This is a genomic window from Kitasatospora sp. NPDC093806 (genome assembly GCF_040683335.1).
Taxonomy (GTDB): Bacteria; Actinomycetota; Actinomycetes; order Streptomycetales; family Streptomycetaceae; genus Kitasatospora.
In genome coordinates this window covers 1-16,512 of record NZ_JBFBDO010000140.1, presented here as the reverse complement: position 1 = coordinate 16,512, position 16,512 = coordinate 1, and the positions used below count along the sequence as shown (strand labels likewise).

Sequence of the window (16,512 nt, the reverse complement as noted above, 5' to 3'; positions counted from 1 at the left end):
CGCCAGCATCCGGGAGGTCGAGCCCTCCCAGCTCGCGTCGCTCAAGGCCGACCCCGAGTTCACCGCCGCCCCGCTCCCGGGCGTCGGTCAGGAGGCCTACCTGCTCCGGCGGAAGGACGGCTACCGGCCCACGGTGTACTTCGTCTCCGACGGGCACACCTACGAGGTCGAGGTGGTCAAGGACCGCGGCCCGGGCGACGGCGTCAACGCGGAGGCGGAGGCGGCCGCCGCGAGCGCGCTGGCGCTCGTCCTCGCCAAGTCCGTCTGACGCGGGGCCCCGGCCGGGCGGGCGGACGCGTCCGCCCGGCGCAGCGCGTTCCCCCCGGGGCGTGAACGGGGCCGGGTCCGGGGTGCCGGGCGGATGCGGGTGCGGCACGGGCGTCCACACAATGACGCCACGGCGCCGTACCCCGTACTCACCGACAGCCAAGGCGGATCGTATGAGCCGATTCCACCCGCCCGCGCGCCCCACCGGAGTGGCCGCGGAGCCGATATCCCCGGACCCCACCCCCGCGCCACCGACGGCCGGGACCCGTCGGCCGCGCAGCCGGAACCCACGCCACCGGCACCCGCTCCACCGGACCCCGCGCTCGGGCGCGGCCCTGCTCTCCGGACTCGCGCTGCTCGCCCCGGCACTCGCCGCCGGCGCGCTGAGCGGTGCGCCCGCCGCCCGGGCGGACAACCCGACCGTCTCGGTCAACGGCATGCGCACCGGCTGGGACGCCGCCGAACCCGGCCTCTCCCCGGCCCAGGTGTCCGGCGCCGACTTCGGCCGCCGCTGGTCCACCGCCGTGGACGGCGCGGTGTACGCGCAGCCGCTGGTGGCCGGCTCGACCGTGGTGGTCGCCACCGCGACCAACCACGTCTACGGGATCAACGCCTCCGACGGACGGATCGTCTGGCAGCGCGCCCTCGGCAGCCCGGTCTCCTCCTCCACCGCCTGCCTCTCCCCCGGCACCGGCATCGTGTCGACGCCGGTCTACGACCGGGCGAGCGGCACCGTCTACCTGGTGGCCAAGTCGAGCGAGGGCGGCGCGCACTTCTCGGTGCACGCCCTGGACGTCACCTCGGGCGCCTCGCGCAGCGGCTGGCCGGTCACCGTGCAGGGCTCGGCGGTGAACAGCCCCGGCGTCCAGTTCAACCCGTCCAGTTCGGCGCAGCGGGCCGGGCTGCTGCTGCTGGACGGCGCCGTCTACTTCGGCTTCGCCTCGGACTGCGGGGTCGGCACCTACGTCGGCACGGTCGCGGGCGTCAACACCAGCACCCGCAAACTCACCCTCTGGTCCACCGAGTCCGGTTCCGCCTCGCAGAACGCCGGCGTCTGGATGAGCGGCGGCGGCCTGGTCTCGGACGGCTCCGGGCGGATCTTCGTGACGACCGGCAACGGCGCCGGCGACGGCTCCTCCCCGCTCAAGGGCCCGGGCGACCGCCCCGGCGGCCACTTCGCCGAGTCCGTCGTCCGGCTGGGCGTCAACTCCGACGGCAGCCTGGCCCCGAAGGACTTCTTCAGCCCCACCAACAACCGGGACATGGACCACGCCGACCTGGACCTCGGCTCCGGCGGCCCGGCCGCCCTGCCGTCCGGCTTCGGCACCGCCGCGCACCCGCACCTCATGGTGCAGGTCGGCAAGGACGGCCGGATCTTCCTGCTCGACCGCGACCGCCTCGGCGGCATGGGCCAGGGCCCGAACGGCACCGACGGCATGGTCGGCATGACCGGCCCGTTCAAGGGCGTCTGGGGACACCCGGGTGTGTGGGGCGGCGACGGCGGCTACGTCTACCTGGTCGAGAACTACGGCTCGATGCGCGCCCTCAAGTACTCGGTGAACGGGGCGGGCAACCCCCAGCTCACCAGTGTCGCGACCAGCCCCGAGGGGTTCGGCTACGCCTCCGGCTCGCCCGTCGTCACCTCGAACGGGACGGCGAGCGGCTCGGCCCTGCTCTGGACGGTCTACTCGGGCACCGGGCCGGGCGGCCAGAACGGCGAGCTGCGGGTCTACGACGCGCTCCCGGTCAACGGCGCGCTCAAGCTGCGACGCAGCTTCGCGCTCGGCACGGTGACGAGGTTCTCCGTCCCGGCGACGGACAACGGGCGGGTGTTCGTCGGCACCAAGGACGGCCACCTGGTGGCGTTCGGCCGCTCCGGCTGACCCGCCCGACGGTCCGGCGGGCCGCCCGACGGCTCGCCCGTCGGACAGCCCGCCGGACCGTCCGGTCCTGCCGCCCCGTCACGCCGTTCCCCCGCATTTCACCCGTTCGGGCGCGATCGTCACACGAACGCGCGGGTCGGACCGGCGGGCGGGCCCGGCGGCTCGTAGCGTCCTGACTCCAGGGGCTGCCGAGCCGCAGCCCCACCCCTTCCCCGCTTCACCGAGGAGGACGACTCCCATGAAGTCCACACCCACTCCCCTGCCCGCCGTCCCCGCCACCGGCCCCGCGCCGGCCGGGCCCGCCACCCCGGCCGCCGCCAAGCCGGTCTGGTCCGCCCCGGCGGTGGAGTGCCACCGCACCGGCGCCGAGGTCACCGCGTACGCCGCGCGGACCACTCGGTGACCGAGGCGTCCACCGCCGCGTCGACCCGCGAGGAGTTCGCGGCCAGGCTGTACGGCCTGCGGGGACGGTACTGGGACACCCACCCGTTCCATCTGCGCCTGCACTCCGGTGGCTGCACGCCACCGGAGCTGCGGCGCTGGGTCGCCAACCGCTGGTACTACCAGCTCTGCCTGACCCGGAAGAACGCCGCGATCATCGCCAACTGCCCGCTGGCGGACGTCCGCCGGGAGTGGACCCGGCGGCTCGGCTACCAGGACGGGCCGAACGCCGACGAGGGCGGGCTGGCCGACTGGCTGGTGCTCGCCGAGGCGGTCGGCCTGGACCGGGCCGAGGTGCTGGACGAGCGGCACGTGGCGCGCGGCGTGCGCTTCGCCGTCGACGCCTACCTGCACTTCTGTCAGACCCGGCCGTGGACCGAGGGCGTGGCGGCCGCGCTGACCGAGATGTTCTCGCCCGACCACATGGCCGAGCGGGTGACCGCCTGGCGCAAGCACTACGACTGGATCGACCCGGCCGGCTACGCCTACTTCGAGCACCGGATCCCGGACGCCCGCCGGGACAGCGCCCGCACGCTCGAACTGGTGCTGGAGCACTGCGCGACGGCCGCCGGGCAGCAGGCCGCGGTGGACGCGCTCGCGTTCAAGTGCGAGGTGCTGCGCGCGATGCTGGACGCCGTCGACTACGGGCCCGCGGACACGGCGGCCGACGCGGTGGCCGACGCGCCGACCCGCGTGTCCGGCGCCGTCACCAGCGCCGTGGCCGCCGCCTGGACCGGCCGGTGAACGCCGCACCCGCCGCCGTGGCCCCCGGGCTGCGGCGCGGGGTGCGGCTGGTGCGGGACCCGGTCCGCCGCCGGACCGCCCTGCTCTACCCGGAGGGCGTACTGCTGCTCAACGCGACCGCCGCCGCCGTCCTCGACCACTGCGACGGGCGGCGCGACGCGGCCCGGATCACCGCCCGGCTCGCCGCCGAGTACGAGGGCGTGGACGCCGGACAGGTCCTCGGGCTGCTGACCGACCTGGCCGACCGCCGGCTGCTCACCCTCGACGGCACCGGCGCGCCGGCCGACCCGTACCCGGCGGCCGGGCCGCCCGACGCCGGGCCGGGCGCCGACCAGGGGCGCGCGCCCGCGCCGCTCGGCCTGGTCGCCGAACTCACCCACCGCTGCCCGCTCCAGTGCTCCTACTGCGCCAACCCGGTCGAACTCACCCGACAGCGGGACGAACTGGACACCGACCAGTGGCTGCGGGTGCTCGACCAGGCCCGCGGCCTCGGCGTCCTCCAGGTCCACCTCACCGGCGGCGAACCGCTGCTCCGCCGCGACCTGGCCGTCATCGTCGGGCACGCCCGCCGGCTCGGCCTCTACACCAACCTGATCACCAGCGGTCTGCCGCTGGACGGCCCGCGCGCCGCCGAACTCGCCGCGGCCGGCCTGGACCACGTCCAGCTCTCCGTCCAGGACGCCGATCCGCTGCGCGCCGACACCATCGCCGGGCTGACCCGGCGCACCGGCCCCACCGGCCCCACCGGGCACGCCCGGAAGCTCGCCGCCGCCGCGCTGCTCACCGCCGCCGGTCTGCCGCTGACCGTCAACGCGGTGCTGCACCGCGGCAACCTGGACCGGCTCGGTGAGATCGCCGACCTGGCCGTCGACCTGGGCGCCGACCGGGTCGAGCTCGCCCACACCCAGTTCTACGGCTGGGCCTGGGTCAACCGGGCCCACCTCGCCCCGAGCGACGCCCAGGTCCGCCGGGCCGAGCGCGACGTCGCCGCCGTCCGCGCCCGGCACGGCGACCGGATCGAGATCACCCACGTCCTCGCCGACCACCACGGCGGCACCGCCAAGCCCTGTATGAACGGCTGGGGGAACGAACAGCTGGTGGTCGCCCCCGACGGCTCCGTGCTGCCCTGCCTGGCCGCCGCCCAGCTGCCCGGCCTCCCGGTGCCCAACGCGGTCACCGACGGCCTGGCGGCCAGCTGGCACGACTCGCCCGCCTTCAACCGGTACCGGGGCACCGAGTGGATGCCCGAGCCGTGCCGGAGCTGCGACCTGCGCGAGACCGACTTCGGCGGCTGCCGCTGCCAGGCCTTCCAGTTCACCGGCGACCCAGGCGTCACCGACCCGGCCTGCCGGTTCTCCCCGCACCACCACCTGGTCCGGCAGGCGGCCGAAGCGGCCGAGGTGGGTACAACGGACGCGGCGGGCCCGGTGCCGCGCCGGTTCACCGCCACCGCGCCCGCCCCGGCGCCCGCCACCGACTGAGGAGCACCCGCTGAAGATCCGGATCCTCGGCACCGCCGCCGGCGGCGGCCTGCCCCAGTGGAACTGCGGCTGCGCGGGCTGCGCCACCGCCCGCCGCACCGGCACCGCCCGCAGCCAGGACTGTCTCGCGATCAGCGCGGACGGCACCGCCTGGTACCTGGTCAACGCCTCCCCCGACCTGCGCTCCCAGCTGCTCGCCGCCCCCGAGCTCGCGCCGCCGCCCGGCACCCGGGCCACCCCGCTCCGCGGCGTCCTGCTCACCAGCGGCGAACTCGACCACATCCTCGGCCTGGTGACCCTGCGCGAGGCCGCCGAGCTGACCGTGCACGCCACCGCGCCGGTCCGCGCCGCCCTGCACGAGGCGTTCCCGGTCGGCCCGCTGCTCGCCCCCTACACCAAGGCCCGCTGGCACACCGTCGCACCGGGCGAGGCCGTCGAGCTGGCCGGCGGGCTGCGCGCCGAGGCCTTCGCCCTGGGCGGCAAGCGCCCCCGGTACGCGGCCGACCTGCCCGCCCTGCCGTCCCGTCACCCCGCTCCGGCGGGCGACCGGACGGACTGGGTCGTCGGCTACCGCTTCACCGACGCCACCGGCCGGGCCCGGGCGGTGTACGCGCCCGGGGTCGCCGAGTGGACCCCCGCCCTGGACCGGGCGGTGGCCGACGCCGACCTGGTGATCCTGGACGGCACCTTCGCCACCGACGACGAGCTCGCCGAACGCACCGGCGGCGCCCGCGGCTCGCGCGGCATGGGGCACCTGGCGGTCGCGGACTCGCTGCCCCGGCTGGCCGGCCGGCCCGGCCCGCGCTACCTCTACACCCACCTCAACAACACCAACCCGCTCGCCCACCGGGGTTCGCCGGAGGCCGCGGCGCTGGCCCCCGCGCTCGCGGCGGCGGGCGCGGCCGTCGCCGAGGACGGGATGCTCGTCGAGCTCTGAGCCCCCAGGAGCTCTGAGACCACCCCGCCGGACCGTCCGTCCGGGAAGCCCCGCCGCCGATCGGTGCCCGACCGACCGGTCTGACCGTGTCCGGTCGACCCCGTCCACCACCCGTTCATCGAACGGTGGCGCCCGGTATCGCCCCAGGCCACCCCGGGCCCGTCAGATCGTCGTGATACTAATCGTTCGGGTAACGAGTTCTGTCATGCACCGGCAGGCACGATGATGACAGCCCGTCCGTTCCCCAGGGGACCGGACGGTGACGGGGAGGGGCACGGCATGGTGACCAGGAACGGCGACGCCACGCGAGGCGACGGGAAGCCCGGCGGGGCGGGGCGGCAGACGGCCCGGTCGACCGGCCGCCGGCTGCGGCTCGGCAAGCGGGTGACCGGGACGGCGGCGGTGTTCACCGCCCTCGCGGCGCTGACCGGCTCTCAGGTGACCGGCCTCGGGCTCTCCCAGGTCGCCTCGGCCGACACCCTGCCGACCACCGCCGGCGACTCCGCCGCGCTCTCCCCGGGCGGCTCCACCGCCGGGCCCGGCACCGGCTCGCCGTTCGGCCCCGGCGTCGCCGGCACGCCCGGCGGCCCGCAGGCCGACGGCGGCGGCACCCTGCCGCTCACCCAGCCGCCCCTCCCGCCGGTCGGCTCGCCCTTCACCGACCCTCAGCGCACCGGTCCCGCCCTGCCGGAGACGGTCTTCGCCGCGTACCGCAAGGCCGAGGCCGCGCTCGCGCTGCGCTCGCCCGGCTGCCACCTGCCCTGGCAGCTGCTCGCCGCGATCGGCGAGGTCGAGTCCGGCCAGGCCGGCCGCGGCGCGGTCGACGCCGCCGGGACGACCTTCCGGCCGATCCTCGGCCCGGTGCTGGACGGCCAGGGCTTCGCGGCGATAGCCGACACCGACGGCGGCCGCTACGACGGCGACCAGCGCTGGGACCGCGCCGTCGGACCGATGCAGTTCATCCCCTCCACCTGGGCGGCCTGGGGCGTCGACGCCAACGGCGACGGCAAGGCCGACCCGAACAACATCTTCGACGCCGCCGAGGGGGCCGGCCGCTACCTGTGCGCGGGCGGCCGCGACCTGTCCGACGCCGCCCAGCTGGACCGGGCGGTGCTCAGCTACAACCAGTCGACCGAGTACCTGCGCACGGTCCGGAACTGGATGGCGCACTTCGGTACCGGTGCCCCGGTGACCACCCCGAACCGTCCGGGCACGCCCGGCCCGCTCGCGCCGCTGTTCCCGCCCACCCCGCCGTCGCCGCTCGCGCCGCAGCGCCCCGTGACCCCGGGCACCGGCACCGGCACCGGCACCGGCACCGGGCAGCCGACCCCGAGCACGCCCGGCACCCCGTCGGCCACCCCCTCCACCACGCCGAGCACCACCCCGACCGGTGCGCCCTCGCCCTCGGCCTCGCCGTCCGCTTCTCCGTCCGCGTCCCCGTCGGCCTCGCCGTCCGCCTCGCCTTCGGCCCAGCCGAGTGAGTCCCCGTCGGCGACGCCCAGCGGCACCCCGTCCGCGAGCACCAGCCCGTCCGCGACGCCCACCGGCACGCCCTCGGCCACGCCGAGCGGCACCCCCAGCGCCACGCCGTCGGCGACGCCCTCCGGCACGCCCACTGGCTGCGCCACCCCGACGGGCACCCCGTCGGCGACGCCCGGCGGCACCCCGTCCGCCACCGCGAGCCCGTCCGCGACCGCGACCCCCTCGGCCACGCCGAGCGGGACCCCCACGCCGACCGCCACCCCGACCGGCCCGGGCTGCCCCACGCCCACCCCGTCCGCCACCGCCACCCCGTCGGCGGCGGACTCCGCCGCGCCGAGCGCGTCGGCCTCGCCCTCGGCCGCCCCGTCCCCTTCGGCCCACTGAGGTTCGTCGCGCAGGCCCGGTAGCCGCTGCCCGCGCCCGCTTCGACGGCCGGGGCCGCCCCACCATCGGAGGGGCGGCCCCGGCCGTCGGTCGTTCCGGCGCTACTGCGGGGTGACCCGGAACATCGCCGAGCCGTGCGCGGGCAGCGAGGCGGCGATGGTGCCGGTGCTCGTCCCGCTGCTGTGCTTCCAGAGGTCCCGCACGGTGTAGCGGGCGGCCGCCCGGAGGCCGACGTCCGCGGCGGTGGTCGAGACGGTCGCGGCGCGGTCCGTCTCGTTGACGAGGGTGACGGCCGTACTGCCGTCGGCGAGCGGCTTGGCCAGGACGTCGAGGCCCCCGTCCATCCGCACCGGCCTGCCCTGCTTGCCGAGGCGGTCCTGGTCGACGGCGATGACCTCGGTGTTGCCGAGCACCGCCAGGGTCTCCGGGCTCGCGGTGCGCAGGTCCGTGCCGGCGATCAGCGGCGCGGCCATCGTCGCCCAGAGCGAGAAGTGGGTGCGCGCCTCTTCCGCCGTCAGTCCGTTGCCGATCTCCAGCATGTCGGGGTCGTTCCAGGCGCCGGGCGAGGCGCCGTCCGCGAGGTTCACGTTGTCGTGGAAGTTGGCCAGCATCTGCTCGTAGGTGGGGACGATGTCGGTCGTGGTGCGCCAGAGGTGGGCCATGGTCGAGCCCCACTGGGCGACGTCCTCCAGGCCCCAGTTGCAGATGCCGTAGACGATCGGCCGACCGGTCGCGGCCAGGGCGTCGCTCATCGCCTGGTAGCGCTGGCGCGCGGGGACGCCCTGGTTCCGGCAGTTGTCGTACTTCAGGTAGTCGACGCCCCAGGCGGCGAAGGAGTTCGCGTCCTGCTGCTCGTGGCCGAGGCTGCCGGGGTACCCGGCGCAGGTCCCGACGCCGGCGCTCTCGTAGATGCCGAGCTTCAGGCCCCGGGCGTGGAGGTAGTCCGAAAGGGCCCGGAGGCCGTGCGGGAACCTCACCGGGTCCGGCACCAGGTCGCCCGCCGCGTCGCGCTCCGGGCTCATCCAGCAGTCGTCGAGGTTGACGTAGTCGTAGCCGGCCGAACGCAGGCCGCTGGTGGCGAGCTTGTCCGCGGTCTCCTGGATCACCCGCTCGTCGACCTCGCAGGCGAAGGCGTTCCAGCCGTTCCAGCCCATCGGCGGGGTGAGTGCGAGCCGGACGTCGACCGGGGCGACCCGGGCGGCGGCCTGCGGGGAGGCCGGGGAGAGGGCGAGGGATGCCGTGCTCAGCGCGGCGGCGAGCAGGGCGGCCCAGGTCTGGCGCATCGTTTCTCCTGCGACTGACGGACGGGAACGGAACCGCCCGGCGTCCGCCGCGCGGCGGACCTCGCGGCGAACGCGTCGGCCCTCCCCATCCGAACACGGCCGCGCGCGGGGCCGCTGACGGCACGACAGCGGGCCGGCGCGATCGGCCCTCCGGATCACCCGTGTGTCGCACGCCCGGCACGGCTCCGGTCGCCGCCGCACCGTGCGGTGACCGCCCGTCAGCCGCTCTCCCCCGCAGGCTCGGCCTCGACGTCGGCCTCGTCCGTGACGTCGTCCTCGTCCTCGTCCTCGTCGTCGCCGTCGCCGTAGAAGATGCCGGCCGCGCGGTCGCGCTGCTCCTGCACCCGCAGCGGCACGTCCGGGTCGAAGTCGGAGGTGCGCGGCAGCTCCGGCCCGTCCGGCCCGAGGCGGACCACCGGCTCGACCCGGACCAGCTGGAAGCGGCGTCCGGCGACCCGCACCTCGTTCGCCCGCTCGGCGTCCAGCCGGTCGGCGGCCTCCGCGTACCGGGCGAGTTCCTCCGCGCCGAGGTGCGGGTCCAGGCTCGGGGCGAACTCGCGCAGGTAGGCGGCCAGGCTGTCGCGGGCGCCCTGCGGGCTCTCGCGGGCGGCGGTCATCGGCCCCCAGCGGCCGTTGCGTCGCTCGGCGACCGCGCACTGGGCCGGCAGCACCAGCACGTTCGGGTAGAGCTCCGAGGCGAGCCGCGCCTCGGCCCGGACGTCCTCGGGGATGAACCGGCCGGTCGGCACCAGCGTCATCAGGTCCAGCCGCACGATGCCGTCGACCAGGGTGATCCCGGCGGCGGGGTCGATCACGAACCCCTCCACCCGGGAGCGCACCCGGTGCCCCTGGCCGACGGGGGCCGGGTCCGGGTCGGTGGGCCGGGGCGGCTCGATGCCGTCCGGGCCCGAGCGGAGCACGTGTTCGGCGCGGAAGATCCGGTAGTCGCGGCCGGCCGCCGAGATCTCGTCGAGGGCCTCCCACTCCAGCCGCTCGTACGCCTCGGTGTAGGAGGCGCGCTCCTCGTCGGTGATGTCCCAGTCGGCGGCGCCGCGGCTGTCCGGCTGGGCCAGCGCCCAGACCCGGAAGACGTGGCCCAGGTCGTCGCGCGCGCTCTGCGGGGTGGTGGCGTGGTACCTCAGGACCTTCCACGCGCCGGTGGGGGTGCGCTCCAGGCTGCCGTAGCAGGGCGGCATCATCATGAGGTTCGGGTACTTCTCACGGGATGCCCAGGCTTCCAGGCCGGCCACGGCGGCCACCGGGTCGTCGGTGTGGGTGACCCGGATGGTCAGGTGCTCCGGCAGCCGCACGGCGTCTTCGTCCATGCGGCCAGTGGTAGCGGACGCGCGCCGGGCCCCGCAGGGTCGTTCCGGACTCCCCGGTCGGGTGGACTTCCGGCATAACCCTGCGGGGCCCGGCGCGCCGACGGCCGCTCAGAGGTGCCGGACCAGCTCCGGCATCAGGTCCTGGAAGGTGCGCCCGGTGGCCGGCTGGCCGATCGCGGCCAGCTGCCAGCCGTCCGCGGTCCGCTGCATCTTGGCCATGATCTGCGCGGTGTACGCGCCGCCGCCGGTGAGCGTGTACCGGGCGAGCTCGGTGCCGGTCTGGGTGTCGACCAGCCGGCAGAAGGCGTTCTCGACCTCCTGGAAGGTCTGCCCGGTGAACGAGTTGACGGTGAAGAGGATCTGGTCCACCTCGGCCGGTACGGCGGTGAGGTCGACGGTGATGGTCTCGTCGTCGGTGTCGTCACCGGCGCCGCCGGTCAGGTTGTCCCCGCTGTGCCGCACCGAGCCGTCGTTGCTGGTGAGGTGCTGGAAGAAGACCACGTCGACCGGCTTGCCCGCGGCGAACAGCACCGCCGAGGCGTCCAGGTCGATCTCCTGCCCGGCGAACAGCTTGGCGAAGAATCCCTTGCGCTGTGCGGCCCGCCAGCCGAGGCCCATCCGCACCACGCCCAGTCGGCCTCCGCCCGGCTTCTCCAGGCTCAGCTTCTGCCCCTTCGCCAGCGAAACGCTCATCGCAGCCCTCCTCGTTGCTCGCCTGCGCGCTCGAATCTACAGCACTGTAGATCTTCCCGCCGCCCCGGGTACGTGCTCGCCCCGGGACACCTGCATACCCCACCGACGCTGCACGGATGCGGGCGACGGCGCAAACCGGCCAGGTCACCCGCTCGGGCCGACCGGCCAGGCTGCTCAGGCCGACCGCTCCAGCCGGACCAGGGCGTCGATCGCCTCCGTACGGCCGCCGTCCGCGGCGCCGGACCCGCCCACGCCCCGGTGGCCCGCGTCGACCGCCACCGGGCGGCGCACCCGCTCGGCCCGGACCGCGCGCAGACCGGCGCCGGCCAGGTCGTCGAGCACGTCCTCGGGAGTGAACAGCACCCGCGGGTCCTGCGGACCGCCGACGCCCTCGGTCAGGTTGGTCGAGTCGTGGCCGACCACCAGCAGGGTGCCGCCGGGGGCGAGCGCCGCGGCGGCCCGGCGCAGCGCGGCGCGCCGCTCCTCGGCGGGGAGCTGGAGGTAGGCGACCACCACGAGGTCGTAGCCCTCGGGCGGGGCGTCGAAGGTGCGGGCGTCCCCGTGGCGCCAGGTGAGACGGTCGGCGACCTCGTCGGGCAGGGTGGCGGTGAGCCGTTCGGCGCGGCCGAGGGCGACGGTGGAGAAGTCGAGGCCGGTGACCTCCCAGCCGAGACCGGCGAGCCAGATGCCGTTGCGCCCCTCCCCCGCGGCGAGGTCCAGGGCCCGGCCGGGCGTGACCCCGGTCAGTTCGCGGACCACCCAGCGGTTGGGTTCGGTGCCCCAGACCAGCTCGCTCGCGGCGTAGCGGTCGTCCCAGGCGCGGCTGTCCATGACCCGTTCTCCGTTCGACGCGGGACCTCTCGGGAGGCCACCGTACCGGTCCGGCGGCGGGCGCACCGATCATCCGCCCCCCGACGGTCCGTCCACCGGACACCCTTGACGGCGAAGATTGGTCCAGTCCAATCTGTGATGTCGTGATGCGACGGCCGGTGGCCGCTCCGCAGCACGCCGTACTGCCGCACCGCCGTACCGCCGTACCGCCGCGCACTTGCCGTATCACCGTGCACTTGCCCGCACCACCGTGCACCGCCCGCACCGCCGCACGCCGCTCACCCGGCCGCGCGCCCCCACAGCGCCCGGTCCGGCTCCCTCCGGCCCACCCGGGCCATCGCACCGCCGGAAACCCCCACTCCTCCGGAGGACACCACCCCATGCACGACCGTGTCATGTCCGCGCGCCCCGATGAACGACGGGCCGCCGCGCCCCGCCGACGGGCCCTCGCGCTCGCCCTGGCGGCCACGCTGACCACCGGCAGCGCCGCGCTCGCCCTCTCCCTCGACACCGCCTCGGCCTCCGCGATCAACCTGCTGACCAACGCCGACTTCGAGTCCGGCACCCTGGCCGGCTGGACCTGTGCCAACGGGTCGGTCGTCACCACGCCGGTCCACGGCGGGAGTTACGCGCTGAACGGCGCCGCCTCGGCCTCCGACACCGCCGAGTGCCGACAGACGGTCGCCGTCCTGCCCAACACCACGTACACCCTGTCGGGCTGGGTGCAGGGCTCCTACGTCTACCTCGCCGCCACCGGCACCGGCGTCAACTCCCAGGCCTGGACGCCCAACGCCACCGGCTGGACGCAGCTGAGTACCAGCTTCACCACGGGTGCGAGCACCACCTCGGTGACGGTCGCCACCCACGGGTGGTACGGCACCGGCGCGTACAAGGCCGACGACCTCAGCCTGACCGGCCCGGCCGGGCCGACCAGCACGGCCAGCCCGACGGCGACCACCAGCCCGACCACCACGGCCAGCCCGACCACCTCCACCAGCCCGACCACGTCGACGAGTCCGACCACCTCGACCAGTCCGACGACGTCCACCAGCCCGACCTCGACCGGCACCGCGACGGCCACGCCCACCGCGACCGGCACCGGCACGGCCACCCCCACGCCGACCGCCACCTCGACCGGCACCGGGCCGGCCGGGGACGGCAAGGTCACCACGCCGAGCGGGGTGTCCGTCACCAAGGTCACCCACAACGCCGTGGTGCTCAAGTGGCAGCCGTCCACCGCGACCGCCGGCGACGCCCCGGTCGCCTACAAGGTGTACGCGGGCGACCAGTTGGTGGCCACCTCGATGGGCACCTCGGTGGCCGTCAGCTCGCTGCAGCCGACCCGCGGCTACACCTTCACCGTCCAGGCCTACTCCGGCGGCCACGCCTCGGCCCAGTCCGCGCCGGTGACCACCACCACCGCCGCCGCGCCCGCCAACAGCCCGTTCCGCTCGGCCTACTTCGACCAGTGGGGCGTCTACGAGAACGCCTACCACGCGAAGAACGTCGACACCAGCGGGGCCGCGGGCAAGCTGGACGTCATCAACTACGCGTTCGCCAACATCCACCCGACCAACCTGACCTGCTTCCAGACGGTCAAGGCCTCGGACTCGGCCAACGAGAACAATCCCAACGCCGGTGACGGCGCGGGCGACGCCTACGCCGACTACCAGGCCGACTACAACGGCGCCGCCAGCGTGGACGGCAGCGCCGACACCTGGGAGCAGCCGCTGAAGGGCAACTTCAACCAGCTGCGCCAGCTGAAGGCCAAGTACCCGAACCTGCGCTTCACCATCTCGATCGGCGGCTGGACGTACTCCAAGTACTTCTCGGACGCGGCCGCCACCGACGCCTCGCGGAAGAAGTTCGTCTCCTCCTGCGTGGACATGTTCCTCAAGGGCAACCTGCCGACCGGCGTCGCCGGTGACCCGGCGGGCGGGGCCGCCTCGGCGGCCGGCCTGTTCGACGGCGTCGACCTCGACTGGGAGTACCCGGGCTCGGCCGGCGGCCACACCGGCAACCACTACTCCCCCGCCGACAAGCAGAACTTCACCCTGCTGCTGAAGGAGTTCCGCACCCAGCTGGACGCCCTCGGCAACGCCCAGGGCAAGCGGTTCCTGCTCACCGCTGCGCTGCCCAGCGGCCAGGACAAGATCGCCCAGCTGGAGACCGACAAGATCGGCGCGTACCTGGACTACGCCGACATCATGACCTACGACATGCACGGCGCCTGGGACGCCAAGGGCCCGACCAACCACCAGGACCCGCTGCACGACAGCCCGGCCGACCCGACCACGCCGATCACCCCGGGCAACCGCAAGTACAACATCGACACCACGCTGACCGCGTACACCACCGGCCTGCCGGAGTACGGGATCACCGGCGGCTTCCCGGCCAACAAGCTGGTGCTGGGCCTCCCGTTCTACTGGCGCGGCTGGACGGGCGTGCCGGCCGGTGCCAACTTCGGCCTGTACCAGAGCGCGACCGGCCCGACCCCGGCCAAGCCGCTCAGCGCGGAGGCCGGCCTGGCGGCCTGGAAGGAGCTCAACCCCACCGCCGCCAACACCCACTGGGACCCGGTGACCGAGTCCTCCTGGGTGTACGACGGCACCAACTTCTGGACCGGTGACACCCCGCAGGCCATCCAGGCCCGCGGCGCGTACGCCAAGAGCAAGGGCCTGGCCGGGCTGTTCGCCTTCTCCCTGGAGAACGACGACGCCTCCGGCACCCTGCTCAACGCGATGAACGGCAGCCTGCGCTGACCTTCGGCCGCACGCGCTGAGGGGCCGCCCGGTCCACCGTCGGAGGTGGACCGGGCGGCCCCTTCGCCATCGCCGCCGCTCAGCGCTCCGGCACCGGGTCGACGCCGCCGCCGCGGCGGGTGACGCCCGGGCGGCAGCGCAGCAGCCGGCCTGCCGTCAGCCGGGCGCCGCGCAGCGCGCCGTGCCGGTGCAGGGCCTGGACGGCGTAGGTCGAGCAGGTCGGGGTGTACGGGCAGCAGGCGGGACGCTTCGGGCTGATCTCGGTGCGGTAGTAGCGCACCGCGCCGTACAGCACCCCGGCCGCGAAGCCCTCGGGCACCGGGGCCGCCGGATCCACCCGGCCACCGGCCCGGGAGCGGTCACCGGTGCGGGAGCGGTCGGCTGCGTGGGAGCGGCCGCCGGTCCGGGTCAGCGCGGCCCGCAGGCCCGAGGCCAGCATCACCGGGACGAGCGCCAGCAGGCAGGGGTTGGCGTCGCAGCCGCACTCCAGGGCGTCCGAGCAGTCGCCGTCCTTGTCCTTCTTCCGCTGCCCGTGCTTGCGCAGGTAGGCCTCCCACTCCTTGCGCTGTCGGCGCCGGCGGCGGCGCTCCTCGGCCGGCAGCCACCACCAGGCGCGGCCGGGCCGTCGGGTGGTCGGGAACTCTTCGCCCCGGACGGGCTCCTGGTAGGACACTGCTCGCGGTTCCTCTCGGCACGCGCGACGGGGCCGACCCCCGACGGCCCGATCAGATTATCGAAGGCCGGGGCCGTGGGGGTCGGCCCGCAGGAGGATCAGGCAAGCGCTCAGCCGCTTCCGCCACCCAGGGTGGGGAACAGGTCGGTGAACGTCTGGGTGGTGACCGAGACGCTCCGGCCGAACGGGTCGTCGAAGTCCCAGATCAGGAAGAGCAGGAAGGCGATCAGCGCGCTGAACGCTCCGGCCAGCAGCAACTCCCGTGCGGAGCGCCGGATCTGGAGCGCGAACACCATCCCGACCGTGACCACCGCCCCCACGATCAGGCCGAACCAGACCACGCCCGGCATGGTCGGCCCGGCGTTCTGGCCGCGCGCGTTGCGGGCGTCGTCGGCGATGCTGATCCGGTCCATGATCGGCTGGTAGGCCTGGGCCTCCAGATCGGTGGCCGGGGCGCGGGTCGCGACGTCGGTGCGCAGCTTCTCCAGCAGCTCGGTGCCCTTGTCGGAGATCTCGCCGTTCTCGCGCATGTACGTCCACTCGACGTCGACCACGTAGGAGACGTACGCGTCGACGTCGGCACGGATCTTGTCGCGGAACTCGACCGGGTAGACCTGCGCCCGCTCGCTCACCTCGTGCAGTGACTGCGCCTCGCGGAAGACGTCGTCCTGGGCCACGCCGCGGGTCTCCCAGACGCCGGCGATGGCGAGGCCGAGCACGATCGCGTAGACCACGCCGATCATCATCGTCATGTACTCGATGACGTCGGGCGTCTGGTCGGTGTCCTCGTCCGCGCCGACGCGGCGGTGCCTCAGCAGCACCACCGCCACCACGACGGCACAGGCCGCCAGCATGGCGATGGCCAGCGCCAACCACTCGGACATGGGGACTCCTTTCTCAATGGGGAAGTCGACCGGGATCGGTCGGAAACGGTCGGTGGTGGTCACACGACCGGGCCCGGCCACGGGCACGGGTGGACCCGGGGTGACGGGTGAAGAACAGTGGGACGGGACGGCGGCGGCTCCGCGTCAGGAGCCGCTCGCGCCACCACCCGGAGACCCGCCCGAGGAACTGCCCGAGGAACCACCGCGGCCGGCCCGCCCGCGCGGGCGCAGGGCCGCCGCCGCGAGCACGGCGGGCACGGTGACCACCAGCATGGTCCGGGTCTGCGAGCCGCCGTGGTGCCGCTCCGGCGCCTGCACGGGCGGGGCGAGCGGGGCCCGGACGGGCTTCACCGTCGGGGCCGGCCGCACCGGCGCGGGGGCCGAGGGGGCCGGGCGCGAGTGGCTGCTGCGCGCGGTGGCCGGCGACCCGGAGAACCTGCAG

General features: G+C 75.0%; 15 protein-coding genes. 9 read left to right on the top strand and 6 right to left on the bottom strand.

Features of this window, described 5'->3' with window-relative positions:
• The 7 genes from AB0N76_RS36090 to AB0N76_RS36060 form a co-directional block, all read left to right on the top strand.
• The coding region (locus tag AB0N76_RS36090; protein WP_363564683.1) for a hypothetical protein at window positions 1-268 on the top strand (268 nt) is incomplete at its 5' end.
• Window positions 269-440: 172 nt separating this feature from the next.
• Entirely contained in the window at window positions 441-2,150 is a 1,710-nt protein-coding gene (locus AB0N76_RS36085) for a PQQ-binding-like beta-propeller repeat protein (protein WP_363564681.1), read from the top strand.
• Window positions 2,151-2,388: 238 nt separating this feature from the next.
• Window positions 2,389-2,553 carry a pyrroloquinoline quinone precursor peptide PqqA gene (gene pqqA / locus AB0N76_RS36080; RefSeq protein WP_363564678.1) on the top strand — a complete coding sequence of 55 codons (165 nt, stop codon included), beginning with the start codon at window positions 2,389-2,391 and terminating at the stop codon, window positions 2,551-2,553.
• Window positions 2,550-3,335, top strand: a complete 786-nt coding sequence (pqqC, locus tag AB0N76_RS36075; protein ID WP_363564676.1) for a pyrroloquinoline-quinone synthase PqqC — start codon at window positions 2,550-2,552, stop codon at window positions 3,333-3,335. Before pqqA ends, pqqC begins: the two co-directional genes overlap by 4 nt.
• A complete protein-coding gene (gene pqqE, locus AB0N76_RS36070) occupies window positions 3,332-4,816 on the top strand; it encodes a pyrroloquinoline quinone biosynthesis protein PqqE (RefSeq protein ID WP_363564674.1) in 1,485 nt (494 codons plus the stop codon). The genes pqqC and pqqE overlap by 4 nt, the downstream gene beginning before the upstream one ends.
• Window positions 4,817-4,826: 10 nt before the next feature.
• Complete coding sequence (gene pqqB / locus AB0N76_RS36065) at window positions 4,827-5,753, top strand: pyrroloquinoline quinone biosynthesis protein PqqB (RefSeq protein ID WP_363564685.1); 927 nt, start codon at window positions 4,827-4,829, stop codon at window positions 5,751-5,753.
• 279 nt (window positions 5,754-6,032) lie between these two features.
• Window positions 6,033-7,619 (top strand): lytic murein transglycosylase, encoded by a 1,587-nt coding sequence (locus AB0N76_RS36060; RefSeq protein WP_363564672.1) that lies wholly within the window; start codon window positions 6,033-6,035, stop codon window positions 7,617-7,619.
• 101 nt (window positions 7,620-7,720) lie between these two features.
• Here the strand turns inward: AB0N76_RS36060 and AB0N76_RS36055 are convergent, their stop codons facing one another.
• The 4 genes from AB0N76_RS36055 to AB0N76_RS36040 form a co-directional block, all read right to left on the bottom strand.
• Window positions 7,721-8,902: an alpha-galactosidase gene (locus AB0N76_RS36055; protein WP_363564670.1), complete on the bottom strand. Its 1,182-nt coding sequence runs from the start codon at window positions 8,900-8,902 to the stop codon at window positions 7,721-7,723.
• A gap of 218 nt (window positions 8,903-9,120) precedes the next feature.
• Window positions 9,121-10,227: a DUF5954 family protein gene (locus AB0N76_RS36050; RefSeq protein ID WP_363564668.1), complete on the bottom strand. Its 1,107-nt coding sequence runs from the start codon at window positions 10,225-10,227 to the stop codon at window positions 9,121-9,123.
• A 108-nt stretch (window positions 10,228-10,335) separates the two neighbouring features.
• Entirely contained in the window at window positions 10,336-10,920 is a 585-nt protein-coding gene (locus AB0N76_RS36045) for a TerD family protein (protein WP_363564666.1), read from the bottom strand.
• 174 nt (window positions 10,921-11,094) lie between these two features.
• On the bottom strand, window positions 11,095-11,751 hold the full coding sequence (locus AB0N76_RS36040; protein ID WP_363564664.1) for a class I SAM-dependent methyltransferase: 657 nt from the start codon (window positions 11,749-11,751) through the stop codon (window positions 11,095-11,097).
• 380 nt (window positions 11,752-12,131) lie between these two features.
• Here AB0N76_RS36040 and AB0N76_RS36035 point away from each other — a divergent pair, with 380 nt between their 5' ends.
• Window positions 12,132-14,513, top strand: a complete 2,382-nt coding sequence (locus AB0N76_RS36035) for a glycosyl hydrolase family 18 protein (RefSeq protein WP_363564662.1) — start codon at window positions 12,132-12,134, stop codon at window positions 14,511-14,513.
• Between the two features lie 79 nt (window positions 14,514-14,592).
• Here the strand turns inward: AB0N76_RS36035 and yidD are convergent, their stop codons facing one another.
• Both yidD and AB0N76_RS36025 read right to left on the bottom strand, forming a co-directional pair.
• Window positions 14,593-15,186 (bottom strand): membrane protein insertion efficiency factor YidD, encoded by a 594-nt coding sequence (gene yidD, locus AB0N76_RS36030; RefSeq protein WP_363564660.1) that lies wholly within the window; start codon window positions 15,184-15,186, stop codon window positions 14,593-14,595.
• Window positions 15,187-15,296: 110 nt separating this feature from the next.
• Window positions 15,297-16,070, bottom strand: a complete 774-nt coding sequence (locus AB0N76_RS36025; protein WP_363564658.1) for a hypothetical protein — start codon at window positions 16,068-16,070, stop codon at window positions 15,297-15,299.
• A gap of 259 nt (window positions 16,071-16,329) precedes the next feature.
• Here AB0N76_RS36025 and AB0N76_RS36020 point away from each other — a divergent pair.
• Window positions 16,330-16,512: hypothetical protein (locus tag AB0N76_RS36020; RefSeq protein ID WP_363564656.1), on the top strand; the 183-nt coding region annotated here is incomplete at its 3' end.

Excerpts from the sequence above, each read along its gene's own strand:
- AB0N76_RS36045 (WP_363564666.1), bottom strand. The coding sequence starts at position 10,920 with ATGAGCGTTTCGCTGGCGAAGGGGCAGAAGCTGAGCCTGGAGAAGCCG.
- AB0N76_RS36035 (WP_363564662.1), top strand. The coding sequence starts at position 12,132 with ATGCACGACCGTGTCATGTCCGCGCGCCCCGATGAACGACGGGCCGCC.
- AB0N76_RS36055 (WP_363564670.1), bottom strand. The coding sequence starts at position 8,902 with ATGCGCCAGACCTGGGCCGCCCTGCTCGCCGCCGCGCTGAGCACGGCA.
- AB0N76_RS36040 (WP_363564664.1), bottom strand. The coding sequence starts at position 11,751 with ATGGACAGCCGCGCCTGGGACGACCGCTACGCCGCGAGCGAGCTGGTC.
- AB0N76_RS36060 (WP_363564672.1), top strand. The coding sequence starts at position 6,033 with ATGGTGACCAGGAACGGCGACGCCACGCGAGGCGACGGGAAGCCCGGC.
- pqqA (WP_363564678.1), top strand. The coding sequence starts at position 2,389 with ATGAAGTCCACACCCACTCCCCTGCCCGCCGTCCCCGCCACCGGCCCC.
- AB0N76_RS36025 (WP_363564658.1), bottom strand. The coding sequence starts at position 16,070 with ATGTCCGAGTGGTTGGCGCTGGCCATCGCCATGCTGGCGGCCTGTGCC.
- AB0N76_RS36085 (WP_363564681.1), top strand. The coding sequence starts at position 441 with ATGAGCCGATTCCACCCGCCCGCGCGCCCCACCGGAGTGGCCGCGGAG.
- AB0N76_RS36050 (WP_363564668.1), bottom strand. The coding sequence starts at position 10,227 with ATGGACGAAGACGCCGTGCGGCTGCCGGAGCACCTGACCATCCGGGTC.